Source organism: Streptococcus alactolyticus (assembly GCF_012277075.1).
GTDB classification, from domain to species: Bacteria; Bacillota; Bacilli; order Lactobacillales; family Streptococcaceae; genus Streptococcus; species Streptococcus alactolyticus.
The window spans coordinates 21,895-37,843 of record NZ_JAAXMT010000011.1; the positions used below are offsets into that span (position 1 = coordinate 21,895).

Sequence of the window (15,949 nt, forward strand, 5' to 3'; positions counted from 1 at the left end):
CTTGGTGCTAGTCACCAAGGTTATTTGTCTATTAGTATGCAAAGGTTGTGTTCTAGCATTTCACTGAGAATGACAATCAATTCGTTTTCAGAGATATTTTCAGGACGTGCCAGCCAGTTAATATAGACTCCCATAATACCATTTACCATATACCTGATTTTAAGACGGTTTTCAAAGCTAGAATGGTTTTTCAGGTAGTGTTGGCCCAATCCTTTTTCCAAAATTCGTGAAAAATCTTTAATCAAGTAAGCATAGGCATTTTTCTGAGCGATGATTTGGTAAAAACTCAGGTGGCTTTTCATGATTTGATTTAGCTCGCTAAAAAAGAGCAAAAAATCAAATTCTTCCTGTGCGTTGAGGATGTCGTCTAATTGCGAGCTAGCCTCTGCGGTCGATATTGGCTAACTTGGCAAGTTCGGTGACGGTGATGTCATCCACATCTTTTGATTCTATTATAGGTATCTGTGTTCATTATAATGATTACATAGAAAATCTTCACTGATGAAGAAAAATAAAGGAGACATCACGTTTTTTCATATTTGACCATTATCCTAAGGTTGATGTGACCTTGCAAGATTTTGTGACGTGACCCTTGGAGAAACTCGTTTTGCACTAACCTTGACAATGATTATCATTATCTTATTTTGGGATTTTTAGTTTGCGTGTACTCGTTTTTAATCGTTGATTGTGAAAAAAAGTGGATCTTATCCGCTATGGATGCATACTTTTTATTGTGCTGCTGATTTTATGGGGATTTGGGTCTTTCTTTCTGCCTACTTGCGATATGACCATTTTTGGTTCTTCTTGCTTGGAACCTTTGGTGAAGTCGTTTGGGTGGCTTTTGAGCTGTATTGCTTGTGGCGTGCGGTGACCTATGAAAGAGAAGAGATTTGGGGCAAGGGCACTACTTTGCAAAAGGCTATTATTTTGATGCTTGTTTGCAAGTTTTGATTTTCTTTGTCAGTGTCAATCTCTTGCGCGTGGAATTGCACGATGAATCAATATTTAAATTCTGGATTTTCACACAAGTCATTCTCTGTGTGGTACCAGGTTTGTTTTGGGAAAAACGTGGCACACGTATTGGAGCTAGCTGGCAACTTAACATCGTATTTGTCTTGGTAGCTGTCTTGTCTTTCAATCTTTGGAATATGTGGGTTCTCATTAGTCCGCAATATTACTCAATGAGCAGGAATCCTTGATTCTACATCGTTGGTTGAATTACCTTGCTCTTTGCTCTTCGTGGTTGCTACATATATGCCAATTACCACCAAAACCAAGCCGCTTGCTTGACGGTAAAAAGCCCATTTTCTAAAAGAATCTCCAAACCATTAAGCTGGTGGGACAAGCTTGTCCTAGCGGCTTTTTTTGCTTTTTTAGGGAGAATATAACCAAATATGTTAGATAATATAACATTAAAACTAAAAAATTTTAGAAATTTTCAAAAGAGTATTTCTTTTTTAGACAAATAGGTGTATAATAACTCCATTGTTGTATGACAATTCTAATGAATGGCACTTGAGAGCTTGTTTATTAGGGAAAAAGATTTTAAGGAGGAGCATATGAAGAAAAGCTTTATTCATCAACAGCAGGAGATTTCTTTTGTCAAGAATACATTCACTCAGTACTTGATCGATAAACTTGGCATTGTTGAAGTGCAAGGACCTATTCTTAGCCAGGTCGGGGATGGAATGCAAGATAATTTGAATGGTATTGAAAATCCCGTATCTGTCCATGTGAAAGAAATCACTGATGCTGAGTACGAAGTGGTTCATTCATTAGCGAAGTGGAAACGTCATACCTTAGCACGCTTTGGCTTCAATGAAGGGGAAGGGCTTTTTGTTCATATGAAAGCTCTAAGACCAGACGAAGACGAACTGGACCCTATTCATTCGATTTATGTGGACCAATGGGACTGGGAAAAAGTCATCCCAAATGGACGCCGTGACATTGATTATTTGAAAGAAACGGTGGAGCAAGTCTATAAAGCCATTCGATTGACAGAATTAGCCGTTGAAGTACGCTTTGATATTGAAACGGTTTTGCCAAAAACCATTACGTTTATCCACACAGAAGAATTGGTGGAGCGTTACCCTGATTTAACACCAAAAGAGCGTGAAAATGCTGCCGCTAAAGAATACGGTGCGATTTTCCTTATTGGTATCGGGGGTGTTTTACCAGACGGAAAACCTCATGACGGTCGTGCCCCAGACTACGATGACTGGACTTCTGAATCAGAAAATGGTTACCACGGTTTGAATGGGGATATCATTGTTTGGAATGAAACCATGAACTCTGCCTTGGAATTGTCATCAATGGGTATTCGTGTGGACGAAGAAGCCCTAAAACGCCAAGTCAAAATTACTGGTGACGAAGACCGCTTAGAATTAGAGTGGCACCGCGCCCTCTTAAACGGTCTATTCCCACTCACTATCGGTGGTGGTATCGGACAATCACGCCTAGCAATGTTCTTGCTCCGTAAAAAACACATTGGAGAAGTCCAATCAAGTGTATGGCCAAAAGAAGTGCGTAATACCTACGAAAACATTCTCTAACAGGAAGAATAAGATGCAAACAAAAAAGTTGTTAGAAAATCTTCTAACAACTTTTTATGTTATTCACGTTGGCATTTCGTTAAGCCTCGAGCTTCTGCGTCAGATAGAGTAACTTGTGTGGTGCTTTTAGCATTATTTAAACCAGGACAACCAGGGCTGAAGTGGTAACGTTTTCCAGTTCGAGTGATATAAACTTGTGTGGTATCATCTTGTTGGGCAGCAGGAGCCTGAGCTTGAGCTTGAGCTTGAGCCTGCGCTTGTTGTTCGGTTAATTCTTTTGTAGAAATGGCATTTTCAACAAGGGTGATACGATTTTGTAGGCTTGCTTTTGTGCCCTTGTCGTTAACCAAGTTGGTTTTATCTGTGGCATTTGCAATATTGTCGCGACTTTGATTGTCTTCTAAGTATTTGACCGCATCATCGGCTTCTGTGATGAGAATGGCCTGTTCTACCAAATTCGTGCGGTTGTTAAGGTCAGCTTTTGTTTCCTCGTCAGATACCAAATTCACTTGATTTCTTGCAGCTTGCAAGTTATCGCGATTGTGGTTATCTTCTAAGTTTTTAACGGCTGTCTTAGCTTCTTCATTGACGATGTTTTGTTCGACAAGATTAATGCGTTGGTTTAAGGCTTCTTTCTGAGTTGAATCAGGAAGATTATCAACGGTTGCTTTAGCGTATGCTAAATTGCTTCTGGTTTGGTCATCTTCTAGTTGTTTAACTGTTTTTTTAGCTCGGTTAAGTTTCTTGTTTTTAGTTGATTTCTTTATTTTTGTTTTAGTGCTGGCTTTTGTTGTTGATGTGTGACTATCTGCCAAGACAATTGCTGTATTGTCACTTGATGATGGCAAAAATCCTTGATCTGGAGTCATTCCCATAAGGGCAGCTGCCATGAAGAGCACGGCAAGTTTGACCGTCTTTTTCATATATCATTCCTCCAAAAATAATATTCTTTTCATCAGATTATATCAATCCTAAAAAATTGTGTCAATAGCGTTTAGAGTTTATCGTTTTTTAAGGCAATTGCCCTGTTTTTTGCTATAATAGGTGTCATGAGAGTTGTAGCAGGAACATTTGGAGGGCGTCCTTTAAAGACGCTAGATGGAAAAATCACGCGCCCAACGACGGACAAGGTCAAGGGAGCTATTTTTAATATGATTGGTCCTTACTTTGATGGAGGACGGGTCTTGGATTTGTTTTCGGGAAGTGGCAGTCTAGCTATTGAGGCTATTTCGCGCGGTATGGACGAGGCGGTCTTGGTGGAACGCAACCGTCAAGCGCAGGCTATTATTACGGAAAATATCAAGATGACCAAGGCCCAAAATCAGTTTCATTTGTTGAAAATGGATGCCAATAAAGCAATTGGTGTGCTCAAAGGTCCGTTTGATTTGGTGCTTTTAGATCCGCCTTATGCCAAGGAAGAGATTATCAAAAACATCACGGATTTGGAGGATGCTGGGCTTTTGTCTGAGGAGGTCATGATTGTCTGTGAGTCCGATAAGGCGGTGGATTTGCCTGAGGAGATTTCTCATTTTGGTATTTGGAAGCAAAAGACCTACGGTATTAGCAAGGTCACGGTTTACGTGAGATAAGAGCTATTGGAAAGGAAAGCATATGGCTAAAATTGGTTTAATGATGGGTTCTTTTGACCCTGTGACAAATGGGCATTTGGATATCATTGCGCGTGCAAGTCGCTTGTTTGATAAGCTGTATGTGGGCATTTTTTACAATCGTGATAAAAAAGGCTTTTTTAGCGTGGAAGAACGCAAGCAAATGCTGGAAGAAGCTTTGGCGGCTTTTTCCAATGTGACGGTGATTATGGCGCACGATTCCTTGGCGGTAGCTATTGCCAAGCGTTTGGGTGTTGGCTACTTGGTGCGTGGTATTCGAAATGCTAAAGATTTGGAATACGAGGCAGATTTGGCCTTTTACAATCACCATTTGGCAGCAGAGATTGAGAGTGTCTTTTTGCTGACAGCGCCTCAGTGGCAACACATTTCGTCGAGCCGCATTCGTGAATTGATTGCTTTTCAAGCAGATATTGCTGATTTTGTGCCAAAAAGTGTGATGACAAAAGTGGAGGAAATTAATGACAAAAAACAATGGCTTTAAGAAGACACTCGGCAAAGTCGGTCATTTTTTGAAGCGTTTTAAGTGGTGGATTGTAGGTGTTGTGGGAGTTCTTTTTCTCCTGTTTAGCCTCTTTTACCCGCTGAATTACTATATCGAAATGCCTGGTGGTGCCTATGATGTGCGCAGTGTTCTGACGGTTAATAATAAAGAGGATGACGAAGAAGGGTCTTATAATTTTGTAGCGGTATCGGTCAGTCAGGCGACCTTGGCCCAGCTGGTTTATGCTTGGTTGACTCCGCATACCGAGATTTCCACAGCTAAGGAAACCACAGGTGGTTACAGTAATGAGGATTACCTGCGTATCAATGATTATTATATGCAGACCTCACAAAATACAGCTACTTATGAAGCACTGACTTTGGCTGGCCAACCTGTTACTCTTGATTATGAAGGAGTTTATGTCCTAAACGTCAGCGATAATTCAACCTTCAAGGGCATTTTAAACATCGCCGATACTGTAACTGGCATTAACGGTCAGACCTTTAACAGTTCGGCAGAGCTGATGGCTTATGTGGCTGATTTGGATTTGGGTTCTGAAGTAACGGTTCAATACACTTCAGACGGCAAGGCCAAAGAAGCAACGGGTAAAATCATTGAATTGTCAAATGGTAAAAATGGAATTGGTATTGGTTTGGTGGACCATACCAAAGTATCGTCAGACATTCCTGTTGACTTTCACACCAGTGGTGTTGGCGGTCCAAGTGCTGGTTTGATGTTCACCCTTGATATTTACGACCAATTGACCCAAGAAAACCTTCGTAAAGGGCGCAAGATTGCTGGAACAGGAACCATTGAAAGTGATGGTTCTGTGGGCGACATCGGTGGAGCGGCTCTTAAGGTTATCTCTGCGGCAAAATCAGGTGCGGATATTTTATTCGTGCCAAATAACCCGGTAGATGAGGAAACCTTGAAGCAAGACCCCGATGCTAAGACCAACTATGAAGAAGCGGTTGAGGCTGCCAAAAGCATCGATACAGATATGAAAATCGTCCCTGTCACAACGGTTCAAGAAGCCATTGACTATCTTCGTGACACGGATAAATAAACAAACAAAGCTCCTAGTTCTTCTTCTCCTAGCAGAAAGAAGGTCCTAGGGGCTTTTTAATGAATTTTTTAATTTTTTCTTAAGCTTTCTCCGCTACAATGTCACTAAGCGTAAATAATAGATTGTTTGTAGGAGTAACTTATGAAAAACTGGCAGAAGCGCTTTATCATCTGGTTTAACTTGGCCATTTTGTTTGTTTTTTTAGATGTCAGTTTACTGATATTTGTTCGCTCGATTAACCACGAAGGGATTTATCAGACCACGGCAATGAAATGGGAAACCTTCTTTGTTTGGGCACTTTGCTACGCGATTGTGTGTCTGGGTCAGATTTTAGGGTATGTGCTGTTTAAACGTCGCAAATCAGCAAGAAGTGGGAGTTAAGCCTCGTTTGTCAACCAAAAGAAAAAAGAAGTGCGTCAAAAGAACCTGACAAGCTTCTTTTTTAGTCTATTGGAAGCTTTCTAGCGACTAGCGGTTGGCGATTTTCAAAAATCAAAAAATAGTGTATAATAAAAAGGTTACGACTGCCACCAAGCTTTTTTAATGAGCAAGTTTTTTGCTGGCAGCATGCGTTTAACTATGGATTGAGAGGAGACCGATGAGAAAAGAGATCTCTCCTGAAATGTACAACTACAACAAGTTTCCTGGTCCACAGTTTGTGGCCTTTCCTGACCGTATTAAAAGTGAAACGATTGAGTTGTTCATTTTGGAAAATACAAAAGATGCCCTTGATGTGACTGTCTTTAGCCAACGTTTTTCAGATATTTTGCTCAAATACGATTACATTGTTGGTGACTGGGGCAACGACCAGTTACGTCTTAAGGGATTTTATAAAGATGACAGATATGTCAAAAAATCACGTTGCATTTCGCATTTAGAAGACTATTTAAAAGAATATTGTAATTTTGGGTGTGCTTACTTTGTGCTCGAAAACAAGGCACCGAGAAAGGAAAAGGCAGATGAGCGCCGAAAAGGTAAAAGCAGCCGACATAGCAAGTGCTCAGCGTCCGCATCAAAAGAAATGAATGACAAAGGGCGTAAACGCTCTCATCACAAATCTTTTACCAAAAAACACCACTCTGATAAAAAACAAAAACCACTGACTGAACGTCAGACCAAAAAAGAAGTTACTTCGACATCACACCATTTTGTGATTTCCAAAAAGAAACGATAGAAAGGATTTTGTATTTACAACATGCAAACAGAAACAAAAGAAGTTAAGCCTTCTATTTATGGCTTGACACGCGATGAATTGATTGAATGGGCGATTGAACACGGGGAAAAGAAATTCCGTGCGACACAAATTTGGGATTGGTTGTACCGCAAACGCGTCCAATCTTTTGAAGAAATGACCAACATCTCTAAAGACTTTATCGCGGTTTTAAATGAGAATTTCTGTGTCAATCCTTTGAAACAACGCATTGTTCAAGAAGCTTCTGACGGAACGGTGAAATACTTATTTGAATTGCCAGATGGCATGCTGATTGAAACCGTATTGATGCGTCAACACTATGGTTTGTCAGTCTGCGTGACGACCCAAGTGGGTTGTAACATCGGTTGTTCGTTTTGTGCCAGCGGTTTGATTAAAAAACAACGTGACTTGACCAGCGGTGAAATCACATCACAAATCATGATGGTGCAAAAATACTTTGACGAACGTCATCAAGGTGAACGCGTCAGCCATGTGGTGGTCATGGGAATTGGTGAACCATTTGATAACTATGACAATGTGCTGCGCTTTTTACGCACCATTAACGATGACAATGGGTTGGCTATTGGTGCCCGCCATATTACCGTATCAACTTCAGGTTTGGCTCATAAAATCCGTGAATTTGCCCAAGAAAGCTTGCAAGTCAACCTTGCGGTTTCTCTTCACGCGCCAAACAATGAATTGCGTTCTCAAATCATGCGCATCAACCGTTCATTCCCACTGGAAAAACTCTTTTCAGCGATTGAATACTACATTGAAACCACTAACCGCCGTGTAACCTTTGAATACATCATGCTAAACGGTGTCAATGATTCGCCAGAAAATGCTCAAGAATTGGCTGATTTAACCAAGAAAATCCGCAAATTATCTTACATCAACTTGATTCCTTACAACCCTGTATCAGAGCACGACCAATATAGCCGCTCAAGTAAGGAGCGTGTGGCAGCCTTCTACGATGTGCTCAAGAAAAACGGCGTTAATTGTGTGGTGCGTCAAGAACACGGAACTGATATTGATGCGGCTTGTGGTCAATTGCGTTCAAATACCATGAAAAAAGACCGTCAAAAAGCAGCGGTGAAAGAGCAAGCAGATGCCTAATTGGTTGGATAGCCGTGGGGAACTCGTGCCTTCCATGCGTCGTCTAACGCGCATCTTGGTAATTCTCTACGCCCTCATGGTAGCTTGGATGTGCTTTTCTCCACAACCCATTATCATTGATGGTGTCGAAACCCCAAACTTGATTGCTTACGGTCGTTTGCGTTTATTGCTTGTACCTTTTAATACCTTTTTGTCCTTTGGGCAGTTAGAAGGTTTCAAGGAAATCTTTTGGGTCATTCTCCAAAATGTCATGAATGTCTTTTTACTCTTTCCTTTGATGTTGGGCTTGATTGCCCTTTTTCCAAGGTGGCGAAGTCTGAGCCAAGCAGCGCTTTTAGCCTTCTTGATTAGCCTAGGCATTGAAAGCACGCAATTGTTGGTGGATGTCTTGTACAATGCCAACCGTGTTTTTGAGATTGATGACTTATGGACAAATACCTTGGGTGGTGTACTGGCCTTTCTGGTTTATCGCTGGCTGGTGCGCCTTCTTAACCCAAGTCATTAACCAATTTGCCTTGGCAAATTGGTTTTTATGATGTAAACGTTCTCCTAGGTTTTACAAGTTTCCGTAGGCGTATTATAATGGTAGGTATGGCAAATGAAAATGTTCGAATTGTTTTAAACCAAGAGATTGCTCAGCAGCTCCATTTGGAGAAGGGGCAGGTGGTAGAAGCGGAGTTAGATGTCAATCGCCTGCTCATCCAAACGGGCGAAGAACCCAAGCGTCAGACGCTATCCAGCTGGGTCGTCATCGTGGCAACACTGGTTCTATGTTCGCTTTTTTATGCCCTTAGTGCTCTTCAAAATAGAAACCAAATTTTATTAGTGGGGGATTATTCGATTATTACCTTCCTTATTGCTTTTGCGGGGGTTTTAGGGATGACGGTTTTCACCATCAATTTGATTCGAAACCGTCAGCTATTTTTAGGAGGACTAAAGGCGCGTGTATTCTGGCGGATGTTGCCCATCATCGTGGCATCTTTTACGGTGATTTTGCTGCTGGCCTTGCTGGCTTTGGGCTGGCTTTTGGAGCAGATTTTCACAGGAGCATCCTTTGACAAATTCACGGCTAGCTTGATTTTGGGCGCTGCCCTTTATGCCGTCAGCGTTTTTTGGGGACAAATAGCAGAGCAGATTAGGGCGACTTGGTTGACCACTGTATTTACCATTATCATGATTAGCGGTGTCTTTGCTTCCATGGCTTCCAATAGTTCTAGGGAATGGTGGCACTTTAACCTGAGTTTCCTAGGCACGCAAGAGGCAAGGGACAGTTGGCAATTCAACTTGACTTTGATGCTGTCTGCCTTGATTTTAGTGACCTTGGTGGATTACCTCTTTGTCGCCTTGGGTGAAAAATACGCTAAAAACTGGAAATTGACGCTGATGCGCGTGATGTTGACCTTGCTGGGGCTTGATTTGGGAGCGGTTGGTTATTTCCCAAATAATGCCAATTCTCATGTTCTTCATACGCGTGTGGCAGGCTATTTGGTTTTGATTATCATCGCTTTAATCATCAGTGTTCGCTGGCTACTGCCCAATGTCACCAAGGACTTTTTGATTATGTCTTACGCCATTGGTGGCATGCTAGTTGTCTTGCAGATTGCCTTCCAAGGTGTGCACTACTTGTCTTTGACTGCCTTTGAAATCAGCGCTTTCTTGCTGGCCTTTACTTGGCTGATAAGGCTGTTCAACCACTTAGAGCAACTCATCGTGACGGATAAGAAAATCGTGCACCTAACCATTGAATAAAAAAACTCATCTCTTAACCTCGTTTGGTTAAGAGATTTTTTAATGAAAACAATATTTTTAGAAAATTTAAAAAAATCTATTGACAAGCCTATTTGAAGCTCGTATAATATAAGGCAATCAGAAAGTAACAGAAAATGATTTTCAGGGAGCCCATGGTAACTGCGAATAGGTAATGTTTTTTTGTGAAAATTGGGCTGATGGTAATGGTTGAAAATAACACATGTTTTTCAGGTAGGCACCCCTTATCGTGCAACTCCTTGTTGGAGGAGATAGAGATGACGGCAGTTTAATAGCTTTTTTCCGTCAAAATGAGGTGGCACCGCGCTAAAATAGACGCCCTCACACAGATAGTTTTTTTCTGTGTGAGGGTTTTTGTTTTATATGGTGATAAGATTTTCAATCCTATAATAGTGAAATGAACGCTGATGATCTAGGCAGGTTATGGGCGGCAAGTTTCAGGTAGGCACCCCTTATCGTGCAACTCCTTGTTAGAGGAGATAGAGATGACGGCAGTTTGATAACTTTTTTCCGTCAAGATGAGGTGTCACCGCGCTAAATAGACGCCCTCACACAGCTATTTTTTGCTGTGTGGGGCTTTTTCTTTACCTTGGAGGTGACTGATGAAAAGACGCGATAAAGGCTGGCGAATCAGCTGATAACCCAAATATTTCAAGAATAGAAAGGACTATGTATGAGAACGATTTTAACAGCTGATACTTTGACGCCTATTTTGGCTTACTTACGCATTCAAGGAAAACATAAGGTTATCTTGGAGTCTATTCCCAGAGAAAAAGAAAATGCTCGTTTTTCCATCGTGGCTTACAATCCCGTTTTTGACATCAGTTTTGACGAGGGCAAGTTGACTCAAAATGGAAAGGAGATTGCGGCAGATCCTTTGGATTACCTCAATCATCTAACGGTTAAAAATAGTGAGAGTGATTTGCCTTTTGCTGGTGGGGCAATTGGTTTTGTGGGTTATGACATGATCGGGCTTTATGAGGCGATCGGGGATATTCCCAAGGATACCATTGGCATGCCAGATCTGCGTTTCTTTGTTTACGAATCTTATGTGATTTTTGACTATAAAACCGAAAAAGTCCACGTGGTTGAGGATAATTGTTATAGCCAGCGTGATCAAAAAGCTATGCGTCAAACGCTTGACAAGGTAACTAAGGAGTTACAAACGCAAGTTGACAAGGAATGTGCGCCCCTAAGGCCTTCCTCTTTGGATTTTAAACCGCATATGGAAAAGGCGGCTTTTGAAAAGGTGGTGGAAAAGGCTAAGCGCTACATTCGTGAGGGGGATATGTTTCAATGTGTGCTGAGTCAGCGCTTTTCAAGTCCCTTTTCTGGTGAGCCTTTGGATTATTATCGTCAGTTGCGCGTGGCTAATCCGTCTAATTACCTTTATTTCTTTGATTTTGGGGATTATCAGATTATTGGAGCTAGTCCAGAGAGTCTGGTATCGGTGAAAAAAGATGTGGTAACCACCAATCCCATTGCTGGGACGCGTCCGCGGGGGCAAAATGATGCTCAAGATGCTGCGTTAGCCAAGGATTTACAAACCGACGTCAAAGAAACGGCTGAACATCGTATGTTGGTGGACTTGGGCCGAAATGACATTGGCAAGATTTCTCAAAATGGAACGGTCAAGGTTACGACCTATATGGCGGTGGAATATTTTCGCTACGTCATGCATTTGACTAGTGTGGTTAAGGGAAAATTGCTGCCTGGGGTGCAGAGCATTGAAGCCTTGAAGGCGACCTTGCCTGCTGGTACGGTATCAGGTGCGCCAAAAATTCGAGCCATGAAACGCATTTACGAATTGGAACAGGAAAAACGCGGTGTTTACGCAGGTGCTATTGGTTATTTGTCTGCCTCGGGTGATATGGATTTTGCCATTGCCATTCGCACCATGATTCTCAAAAATCAGCGAGCTTATGTGCAAGCAGGAGCAGGAATTGTTTACGATAGCGTAGCAGAAAAGGAATTTGCTGAAACGCTCAATAAAGCCAAAGCCATAACACGAATAGGGGAAAGCCGTTGATTTTATTAGTTGATAATTATGATTCATTTACCTACAATTTAGCCCAATACCTAGGAACCTTTGCTGAGGTTCAGGTCTTGCGAAATGACGACGTAGGCTTAGAAGTGGCAGCCCAAGCAGCAGACGCTTTGGTCCTATCCCCAGGTCCAGGTTGGCCAGCCGACTCTGGAAAAATGGAGGCTTTGATTGAGACCTTTGCGAAAGAAAAGCCTATTTTGGGGATTTGCCTTGGGCATCAAGCCATCGCTGAAACCTTTGGCGGTCAGCTTGGACTTGCTCATAAGGTCATGCACGGCAAACAAAGTGAGATGGCAGTGATAGCAGATTCACCGCTTTTTGAAGGAATGGGAAGTACTTTGCTGATTATGCGCTACCACTCCATCGTGGTGACGGATTTGCCTAAGGGATTTGAGGTGGTGGCCAAAACAACTGATGACCAAGAAATCATGGCCATTCAACATCAGGAATTACCGATTTACGGGCTGCAATTTCACCCAGAAAGCATAGGAACGCCAGATGGCTTGCAGATGATAGAGCAATTTGTGCAATTGGTTAGGGAAGATAAAGGGAGAAGAGAAAATGAAAGAAGTATTTCATCAAATGGCTAATGGAGAAGATTTGACACAAGAACAAGTAGAAGCTTTGTTTGACGCGATTTTAAATCAAGAGGTGTCTGAAAGCGAGTTGGCTGCTTTTCTTATGGGGCTTAGGGTCAAGGGAGAAACATCTGCTGAGATTACAGGCATTGTGCGAGCGCTAAAACGCCATGCGGTTTCTCTGCCACAGACCTTTGAAGATGCCATGTGTAATTGTGGGACAGGCGGCGACCAATCTTATAGTTTCAATATCTCGACAACAGCTTGCTTTATTTTAGCGGCGGGTGGCATTCGGATGGCCAAGGCTGGTAATCGTTCGGTGTCGTCACAATCTGGCTCTGCCGACGTGCTGGAGGCTTTAGGTATTAACATTGCGGCTGCTCCTGAAACCTTAGCCCAAGCCTTGCAAGAAGTGGGACTTGCCTTTATCTTTGCCCAAACCATGCACCCAGCCATGCGTTTTATTGCTCCAGCCCGCAAGACACTTGGCATTCCGACTATTATGAATTTGGTAGGCCCTTTGGCCAATCCCTTGGACCTTGAAACGCAATTGATGGGCTTGTACAGTGAGGATTTGCAGGGAACAGCTGCTCAAGTGATGCAGCAATTGGGGCGTAAGCGTGCCATTATCATCACAGGCCCCAATCACATGGACGAAGCCGCTCTTTACGGTACCAACACCTACACCCTCCTCGACAATGGCCATATCAGCCAACACCAATTTACTTATCAAGATCTTGGCATGCCAAAAGTCACTTTGGATGACATTGTCGGCGGAGATGCCAAGGAAAACGCCGCTATTTTGCTCAGCGTTCTTAACAATGAACCTAGTCCCTATCTGGAAACAACAGCGCTCAATGCGGGACTTGGTTTTTACGCCAATGGCAAGGTGGCTAGTCTAGAAGAAGGCATTGCCTTGGCTCGTCAATTGTTGGCAGATGGTTCTGCCTTAGCCAAATTGCAGCAACTCAGAGAGGTACAAGTATGACACAGACATTTCTTTCGCGCATTTTAGCCGAAAAAGCCAAGGAAGTTGAAACGATGGCAACCGAAGAATTGCAACCCTTGCGTGATACCTACAAGCTTTACGATTACCTCAAAAGTCCCCCTAAGCAGTTACAAGTGATTGCAGAAGTGAAAAAAGCCAGTCCCAGCTTTGGCGATATCAATCTTGACGTGGCTATTGACCAGCAAGCAAAATGCTATCAAGAAAACGGGGCAGCCATGATTTCCGTGCTGACCGCCCCACATTTTTTTAAAGGCAGTATTGAGGATTTGCGTCAGGTTTCCAGTCAGGTGCGCATTCCGACGCTGGCTAAGGATTTTATCATCGATGAAAAACAGATTATTCGCAGTCGTAATGCTGGCGCAACGGTGATTTTGCTGATTGCGGCAGCTTTGCCAGAACAACGTTTGAAGGCCTTGTATGATTTTGCGACCCAGTTGGGCTTAGAAGTCTTGGTTGAAACGCATCATTTGGCAGAGCTGGAAATTGCCCATCGGATAGGCGTCAAAATCATCGGCATCAACAATCGCAACTTGCAGACTTTTGAGACAGATGTACACACCAGCTTGGCTTTATCCGAGCATTTTCAAGAGAAACCTGTATATATCTCAGAATCAGCCATTTTGACCAAAACTGACGCAGCTCTAGTTGCCCCCTTCTTTAATGGGATTTTAGTGGGAAGAGCCTTGATGCAGGCGGAAAATGTAGCTGAAAAAGTGAAGGAGTTGCAGATTGACAAAGGTTAAAATTTGCGGGCTTTCAAGCAAGGAGGCGGTCAAGCAGGCCGTCAAATGCCGAGCGGATTATATCGGATTTGTCTTTGCTAAAAGCAAGCGACAGGTCGGCTTAAAACAAGCCAGCTATTTGGCACAGTTTGTTCCTAAAACCGTCCAAAAAGTAGGTGTTTTTGTAAGCCCGACCTTGCGGGAACTAAAGGAAGCGATTAGAACAGTACCTCTTGACATGGTGCAAATTCACGGAGAATGTGATGATAGCCTCTTTAATCACCTTGACGTTCCTATCATTCGTGCCATCCCTGTTCATCAAATACTGGAAGATATCGACACCCAAGCGGACTACCTTTTATTTGACGCTCCTTTAGCTGGCTCGGGCAAGACTTTCGATTGGGACTTGTTAAAAGATAAGACCATTTCAAAACCCTATTTTTTAGCAGGTGGATTGACGGGGGACAATGTCCGAGAAGCGATAACTTTCTTTCACCCTGATGGTGTTGACGTTTCTTCTGGTGTTGAAACGGATGGTCAAAAAGATTTAGAGAAAATAGCGAGATTTATAGAAAGTGTGAAACAATGACATATAACCAACCTGATCGTAAGGGATTTTATGGAAAATTTGGTGGGCAATTTGTCCCTGAAACGCTGATGACTGCGGTGCTAGAGCTGGATAAAGCTTACCGCCAAGCAAAAGCAGATCCTAGTTTTAAAGAAGAATTGAATCAACTTTTGAAAGATTATGTGGGACGTGAAACGCCGCTTTATTATGCGGAGCGTTTGACCAAGCATTTTGGTGGGGCGAAAATTTACCTGAAACGCGAGTATCTCAACCACACAGGTGCCCATAAAATCAACAATGCTCTCGGACAAGTTTTGCTTGCTAAACGCATGGGGAAAAAGAAAATCATTGCCGAAACAGGGGCAGGCCAACACGGAGTTGCCACAGCCACAGCCGCTGCCCTATTTGACATGGAGTGTACCATTTACATGGGAGAAGAAGACGTGAAACGCCAAGTTCTCAATGTCTTTCGCATGGAGTTGCTGGGGGCTAAGGTCTTTTCGGTGACCGATGGCTCACGTGTTTTGAAAGATGCGGTCAATGCTGCCTTGCGTGCATGGGTGGAAAACATCGAGGATACGCATTACGTTATGGGTTCAGCTCTTGGACCAGCCCCTTTTCCTGAAATGGTGCGAGATTTCCAATCGGTCATTGGTAAAGAAGCCAAGCGGCAATACGCGGAATTATCAGGTGGGCAATTGCCTGATGCTGTTCTGGCTTGTGTAGGCGGTGGTTCCAATGCCATTGGTTTGTTTTACCCTTTCGTCGAGGACGAATCTGTTGCCCTTTATGGGGCTGAGGCTGCTGGTCATGGATTGGATACGGAAAAACACGCTGCAACCTTTGCCAAAGGTCGTCCTGGTATTTTGCACGGGGCTTTGATGACGGTGCTTCAGGACCGTCACGGGCAAATCATGGAAGCCTTCTCCATTTCAGCTGGGCTGGATTATCCAGGTGTCGGCCCTGAGCATTGCCACTTTAAAGACATTGGCCGTGCTAGTTATGATGCCATTACAGATGAAGAAGCCTTAGAAGCCTTTATGCACCTATCTCGCTTGGAAGGTATTATCCCAGCCCTCGAATCCAGCCACGCTATTGCCTTGACCAAGAAAGTCGCCAAGCAATTGGGGCCAGATAAATCGATCATCGTCTGCCTATCTGGTCGTGGCGACAAGGATGTCATGCAAGTCAAAGAACGTTTGGAAACAGAAAGGAAGTAGCCC

General features: G+C 43.0%; 19 protein-coding genes. 17 read left to right on the forward strand and 2 right to left on the reverse strand.

Annotated elements, in window-relative coordinates; genetic code table 11:
* Nucleotides 1-20: 20 nt before the first annotated feature.
* Nucleotides 21-302, reverse strand: a complete 282-nt coding sequence (locus tag HFK82_RS09040) for a hypothetical protein (RefSeq protein WP_235280864.1) — start codon at nt 300-302, stop codon at nt 21-23.
* A gap of 415 nt (nt 303-717) precedes the next feature.
* Here HFK82_RS09040 and HFK82_RS09045 point away from each other — a divergent pair, with 415 nt between their 5' ends.
* The 3 genes from HFK82_RS09045 to asnA all read left to right on the forward strand — a co-directional run bounded on the left by HFK82_RS09045 (nt 718) and on the right by asnA (nt 2,552).
* Nucleotides 718-951 (forward strand): hypothetical protein, encoded by a 234-nt coding sequence (locus tag HFK82_RS09045; protein WP_235281319.1) that lies wholly within the window; start codon nt 718-720, stop codon nt 949-951.
* Nucleotides 939-1,199 (forward strand): hypothetical protein, encoded by a 261-nt coding sequence (locus HFK82_RS09050; RefSeq protein WP_240928928.1) that lies wholly within the window; start codon nt 939-941, stop codon nt 1,197-1,199. The genes HFK82_RS09045 and HFK82_RS09050 overlap by 13 nt, the downstream gene beginning before the upstream one ends.
* Before the next feature lie 360 nt (nt 1,200-1,559).
* Nucleotides 1,560-2,552, forward strand: a complete 993-nt coding sequence (gene asnA / locus HFK82_RS06765) for an aspartate--ammonia ligase (protein ID WP_168261241.1) — start codon at nt 1,560-1,562, stop codon at nt 2,550-2,552.
* Nucleotides 2,553-2,611: 59 nt separating this feature from the next.
* On the opposite strand, the gene HFK82_RS06770 is transcribed toward asnA, so the two are convergent.
* Complete coding sequence (locus HFK82_RS06770; protein ID WP_168261242.1) at nt 2,612-3,475, reverse strand: hypothetical protein; 864 nt, start codon at nt 3,473-3,475, stop codon at nt 2,612-2,614.
* Between the two features lie 126 nt (nt 3,476-3,601).
* Between HFK82_RS06770 and rsmD the strand changes: the two genes are divergently transcribed.
* The 14 genes from rsmD to trpB all read left to right on the forward strand — a co-directional run bounded on the left by rsmD (nt 3,602) and on the right by trpB (nt 15,946).
* Nucleotides 3,602-4,141 (forward strand): 16S rRNA (guanine(966)-N(2))-methyltransferase RsmD, encoded by a 540-nt coding sequence (gene rsmD / locus HFK82_RS06775; RefSeq protein ID WP_154454478.1) that lies wholly within the window; start codon nt 3,602-3,604, stop codon nt 4,139-4,141.
* 22 nt (nt 4,142-4,163) lie between these two features.
* On the forward strand, nt 4,164-4,661 hold the full coding sequence (gene coaD / locus HFK82_RS06780; RefSeq protein ID WP_168261243.1) for a pantetheine-phosphate adenylyltransferase: 498 nt from the start codon (nt 4,164-4,166) through the stop codon (nt 4,659-4,661).
* A complete protein-coding gene (locus HFK82_RS06785; RefSeq protein WP_168261244.1) occupies nt 4,639-5,727 on the forward strand; it encodes a SepM family pheromone-processing serine protease in 1,089 nt (362 codons plus the stop codon). The genes coaD and HFK82_RS06785 overlap by 23 nt, the downstream gene beginning before the upstream one ends.
* A 141-nt stretch (nt 5,728-5,868) precedes the next feature.
* Nucleotides 5,869-6,108: a DUF3923 family protein gene (locus HFK82_RS06790; protein WP_168261245.1), complete on the forward strand. Its 240-nt coding sequence runs from the start codon at nt 5,869-5,871 to the stop codon at nt 6,106-6,108.
* A 217-nt stretch (nt 6,109-6,325) separates the two neighbouring features.
* Nucleotides 6,326-6,901: a YutD family protein gene (locus tag HFK82_RS06795; RefSeq protein ID WP_168261246.1), complete on the forward strand. Its 576-nt coding sequence runs from the start codon at nt 6,326-6,328 to the stop codon at nt 6,899-6,901.
* 21 nt (nt 6,902-6,922) lie between these two features.
* Nucleotides 6,923-8,035, forward strand: coding sequence for a dual-specificity RNA methyltransferase RlmN (gene rlmN / locus HFK82_RS06800; RefSeq protein WP_154454473.1), 1,113 nt, complete (start codon nt 6,923-6,925; stop codon nt 8,033-8,035).
* Nucleotides 8,028-8,540, forward strand: coding sequence for a VanZ family protein (locus HFK82_RS06805; RefSeq protein ID WP_168261247.1), 513 nt, complete (start codon nt 8,028-8,030; stop codon nt 8,538-8,540). The genes rlmN and HFK82_RS06805 overlap by 8 nt, the downstream gene beginning before the upstream one ends.
* Nucleotides 8,541-8,626: 86 nt before the next feature.
* Nucleotides 8,627-9,784 (forward strand): permease, encoded by a 1,158-nt coding sequence (locus HFK82_RS06810; RefSeq protein ID WP_168261248.1) that lies wholly within the window; start codon nt 8,627-8,629, stop codon nt 9,782-9,784.
* 691 nt (nt 9,785-10,475) lie between these two features.
* Nucleotides 10,476-11,831, forward strand: coding sequence for an anthranilate synthase component I (gene trpE, locus HFK82_RS06815; RefSeq protein WP_168261249.1), 1,356 nt, complete (start codon nt 10,476-10,478; stop codon nt 11,829-11,831).
* Entirely contained in the window at nt 11,828-12,439 is a 612-nt protein-coding gene (locus HFK82_RS06820; protein WP_168261250.1) for an aminodeoxychorismate/anthranilate synthase component II, read from the forward strand. Before trpE ends, HFK82_RS06820 begins: the two co-directional genes overlap by 4 nt.
* The gene (gene trpD, locus HFK82_RS06825) at nt 12,411-13,415 is read left to right on the forward strand and encodes an anthranilate phosphoribosyltransferase (protein ID WP_168261251.1); all 1,005 of its coding nucleotides are present in this window, start codon (nt 12,411-12,413) and stop codon (nt 13,413-13,415) included. The genes HFK82_RS06820 and trpD overlap by 29 nt, the downstream gene beginning before the upstream one ends.
* A complete protein-coding gene (trpC, locus tag HFK82_RS06830; protein ID WP_168261252.1) occupies nt 13,412-14,179 on the forward strand; it encodes an indole-3-glycerol phosphate synthase TrpC in 768 nt (255 codons plus the stop codon). The genes trpD and trpC overlap by 4 nt, the downstream gene beginning before the upstream one ends.
* The gene (locus tag HFK82_RS06835; RefSeq protein WP_168261253.1) at nt 14,166-14,747 is read left to right on the forward strand and encodes a phosphoribosylanthranilate isomerase; all 582 of its coding nucleotides are present in this window, start codon (nt 14,166-14,168) and stop codon (nt 14,745-14,747) included. The genes trpC and HFK82_RS06835 overlap by 14 nt, the downstream gene beginning before the upstream one ends.
* Nucleotides 14,744-15,946, forward strand: a complete 1,203-nt coding sequence (gene trpB, locus HFK82_RS06840) for a tryptophan synthase subunit beta (RefSeq protein ID WP_168261254.1) — start codon at nt 14,744-14,746, stop codon at nt 15,944-15,946. The genes HFK82_RS06835 and trpB overlap by 4 nt, the downstream gene beginning before the upstream one ends.
* Nucleotides 15,947-15,949: the final 3 nt, after the last annotated feature.

Bases quoted from the DNA above. Each gene is read 5' to 3' on its own strand.
- trpE (WP_168261249.1), top strand. From the start codon at position 10,476: ATGAGAACGATTTTAACAGCTGATACTTTGACGCCTATTTTGGCTTAC.
- HFK82_RS06790 (WP_168261245.1), top strand. From the start codon at position 5,869: ATGAAAAACTGGCAGAAGCGCTTTATCATCTGGTTTAACTTGGCCATT.
- asnA (WP_168261241.1), top strand. From the start codon at position 1,560: ATGAAGAAAAGCTTTATTCATCAACAGCAGGAGATTTCTTTTGTCAAG.
- trpB (WP_168261254.1), top strand. From the start codon at position 14,744: ATGACATATAACCAACCTGATCGTAAGGGATTTTATGGAAAATTTGGT.
- HFK82_RS06810 (WP_168261248.1), top strand. From the start codon at position 8,627: ATGGCAAATGAAAATGTTCGAATTGTTTTAAACCAAGAGATTGCTCAG.
- HFK82_RS06795 (WP_168261246.1), top strand. From the start codon at position 6,326: ATGAGAAAAGAGATCTCTCCTGAAATGTACAACTACAACAAGTTTCCT.
- HFK82_RS06770 (WP_168261242.1), bottom strand. From the start codon at position 3,475: ATGAAAAAGACGGTCAAACTTGCCGTGCTCTTCATGGCAGCTGCCCTT.
- rsmD (WP_154454478.1), top strand. From the start codon at position 3,602: ATGAGAGTTGTAGCAGGAACATTTGGAGGGCGTCCTTTAAAGACGCTA.
- trpC (WP_168261252.1), top strand. From the start codon at position 13,412: ATGACACAGACATTTCTTTCGCGCATTTTAGCCGAAAAAGCCAAGGAA.
- HFK82_RS09040 (WP_235280864.1), bottom strand. From the start codon at position 302: ATGAAAAGCCACCTGAGTTTTTACCAAATCATCGCTCAGAAAAATGCC.
- trpD (WP_168261251.1), top strand. From the start codon at position 12,411: ATGAAAGAAGTATTTCATCAAATGGCTAATGGAGAAGATTTGACACAA.
- HFK82_RS09045 (WP_235281319.1), top strand. From the start codon at position 718: ATGCATACTTTTTATTGTGCTGCTGATTTTATGGGGATTTGGGTCTTT.
- rlmN (WP_154454473.1), top strand. From the start codon at position 6,923: ATGCAAACAGAAACAAAAGAAGTTAAGCCTTCTATTTATGGCTTGACA.
- coaD (WP_168261243.1), top strand. From the start codon at position 4,164: ATGGCTAAAATTGGTTTAATGATGGGTTCTTTTGACCCTGTGACAAAT.
- HFK82_RS06785 (WP_168261244.1), top strand. From the start codon at position 4,639: ATGACAAAAAACAATGGCTTTAAGAAGACACTCGGCAAAGTCGGTCAT.
- HFK82_RS06805 (WP_168261247.1), top strand. From the start codon at position 8,028: ATGCCTAATTGGTTGGATAGCCGTGGGGAACTCGTGCCTTCCATGCGT.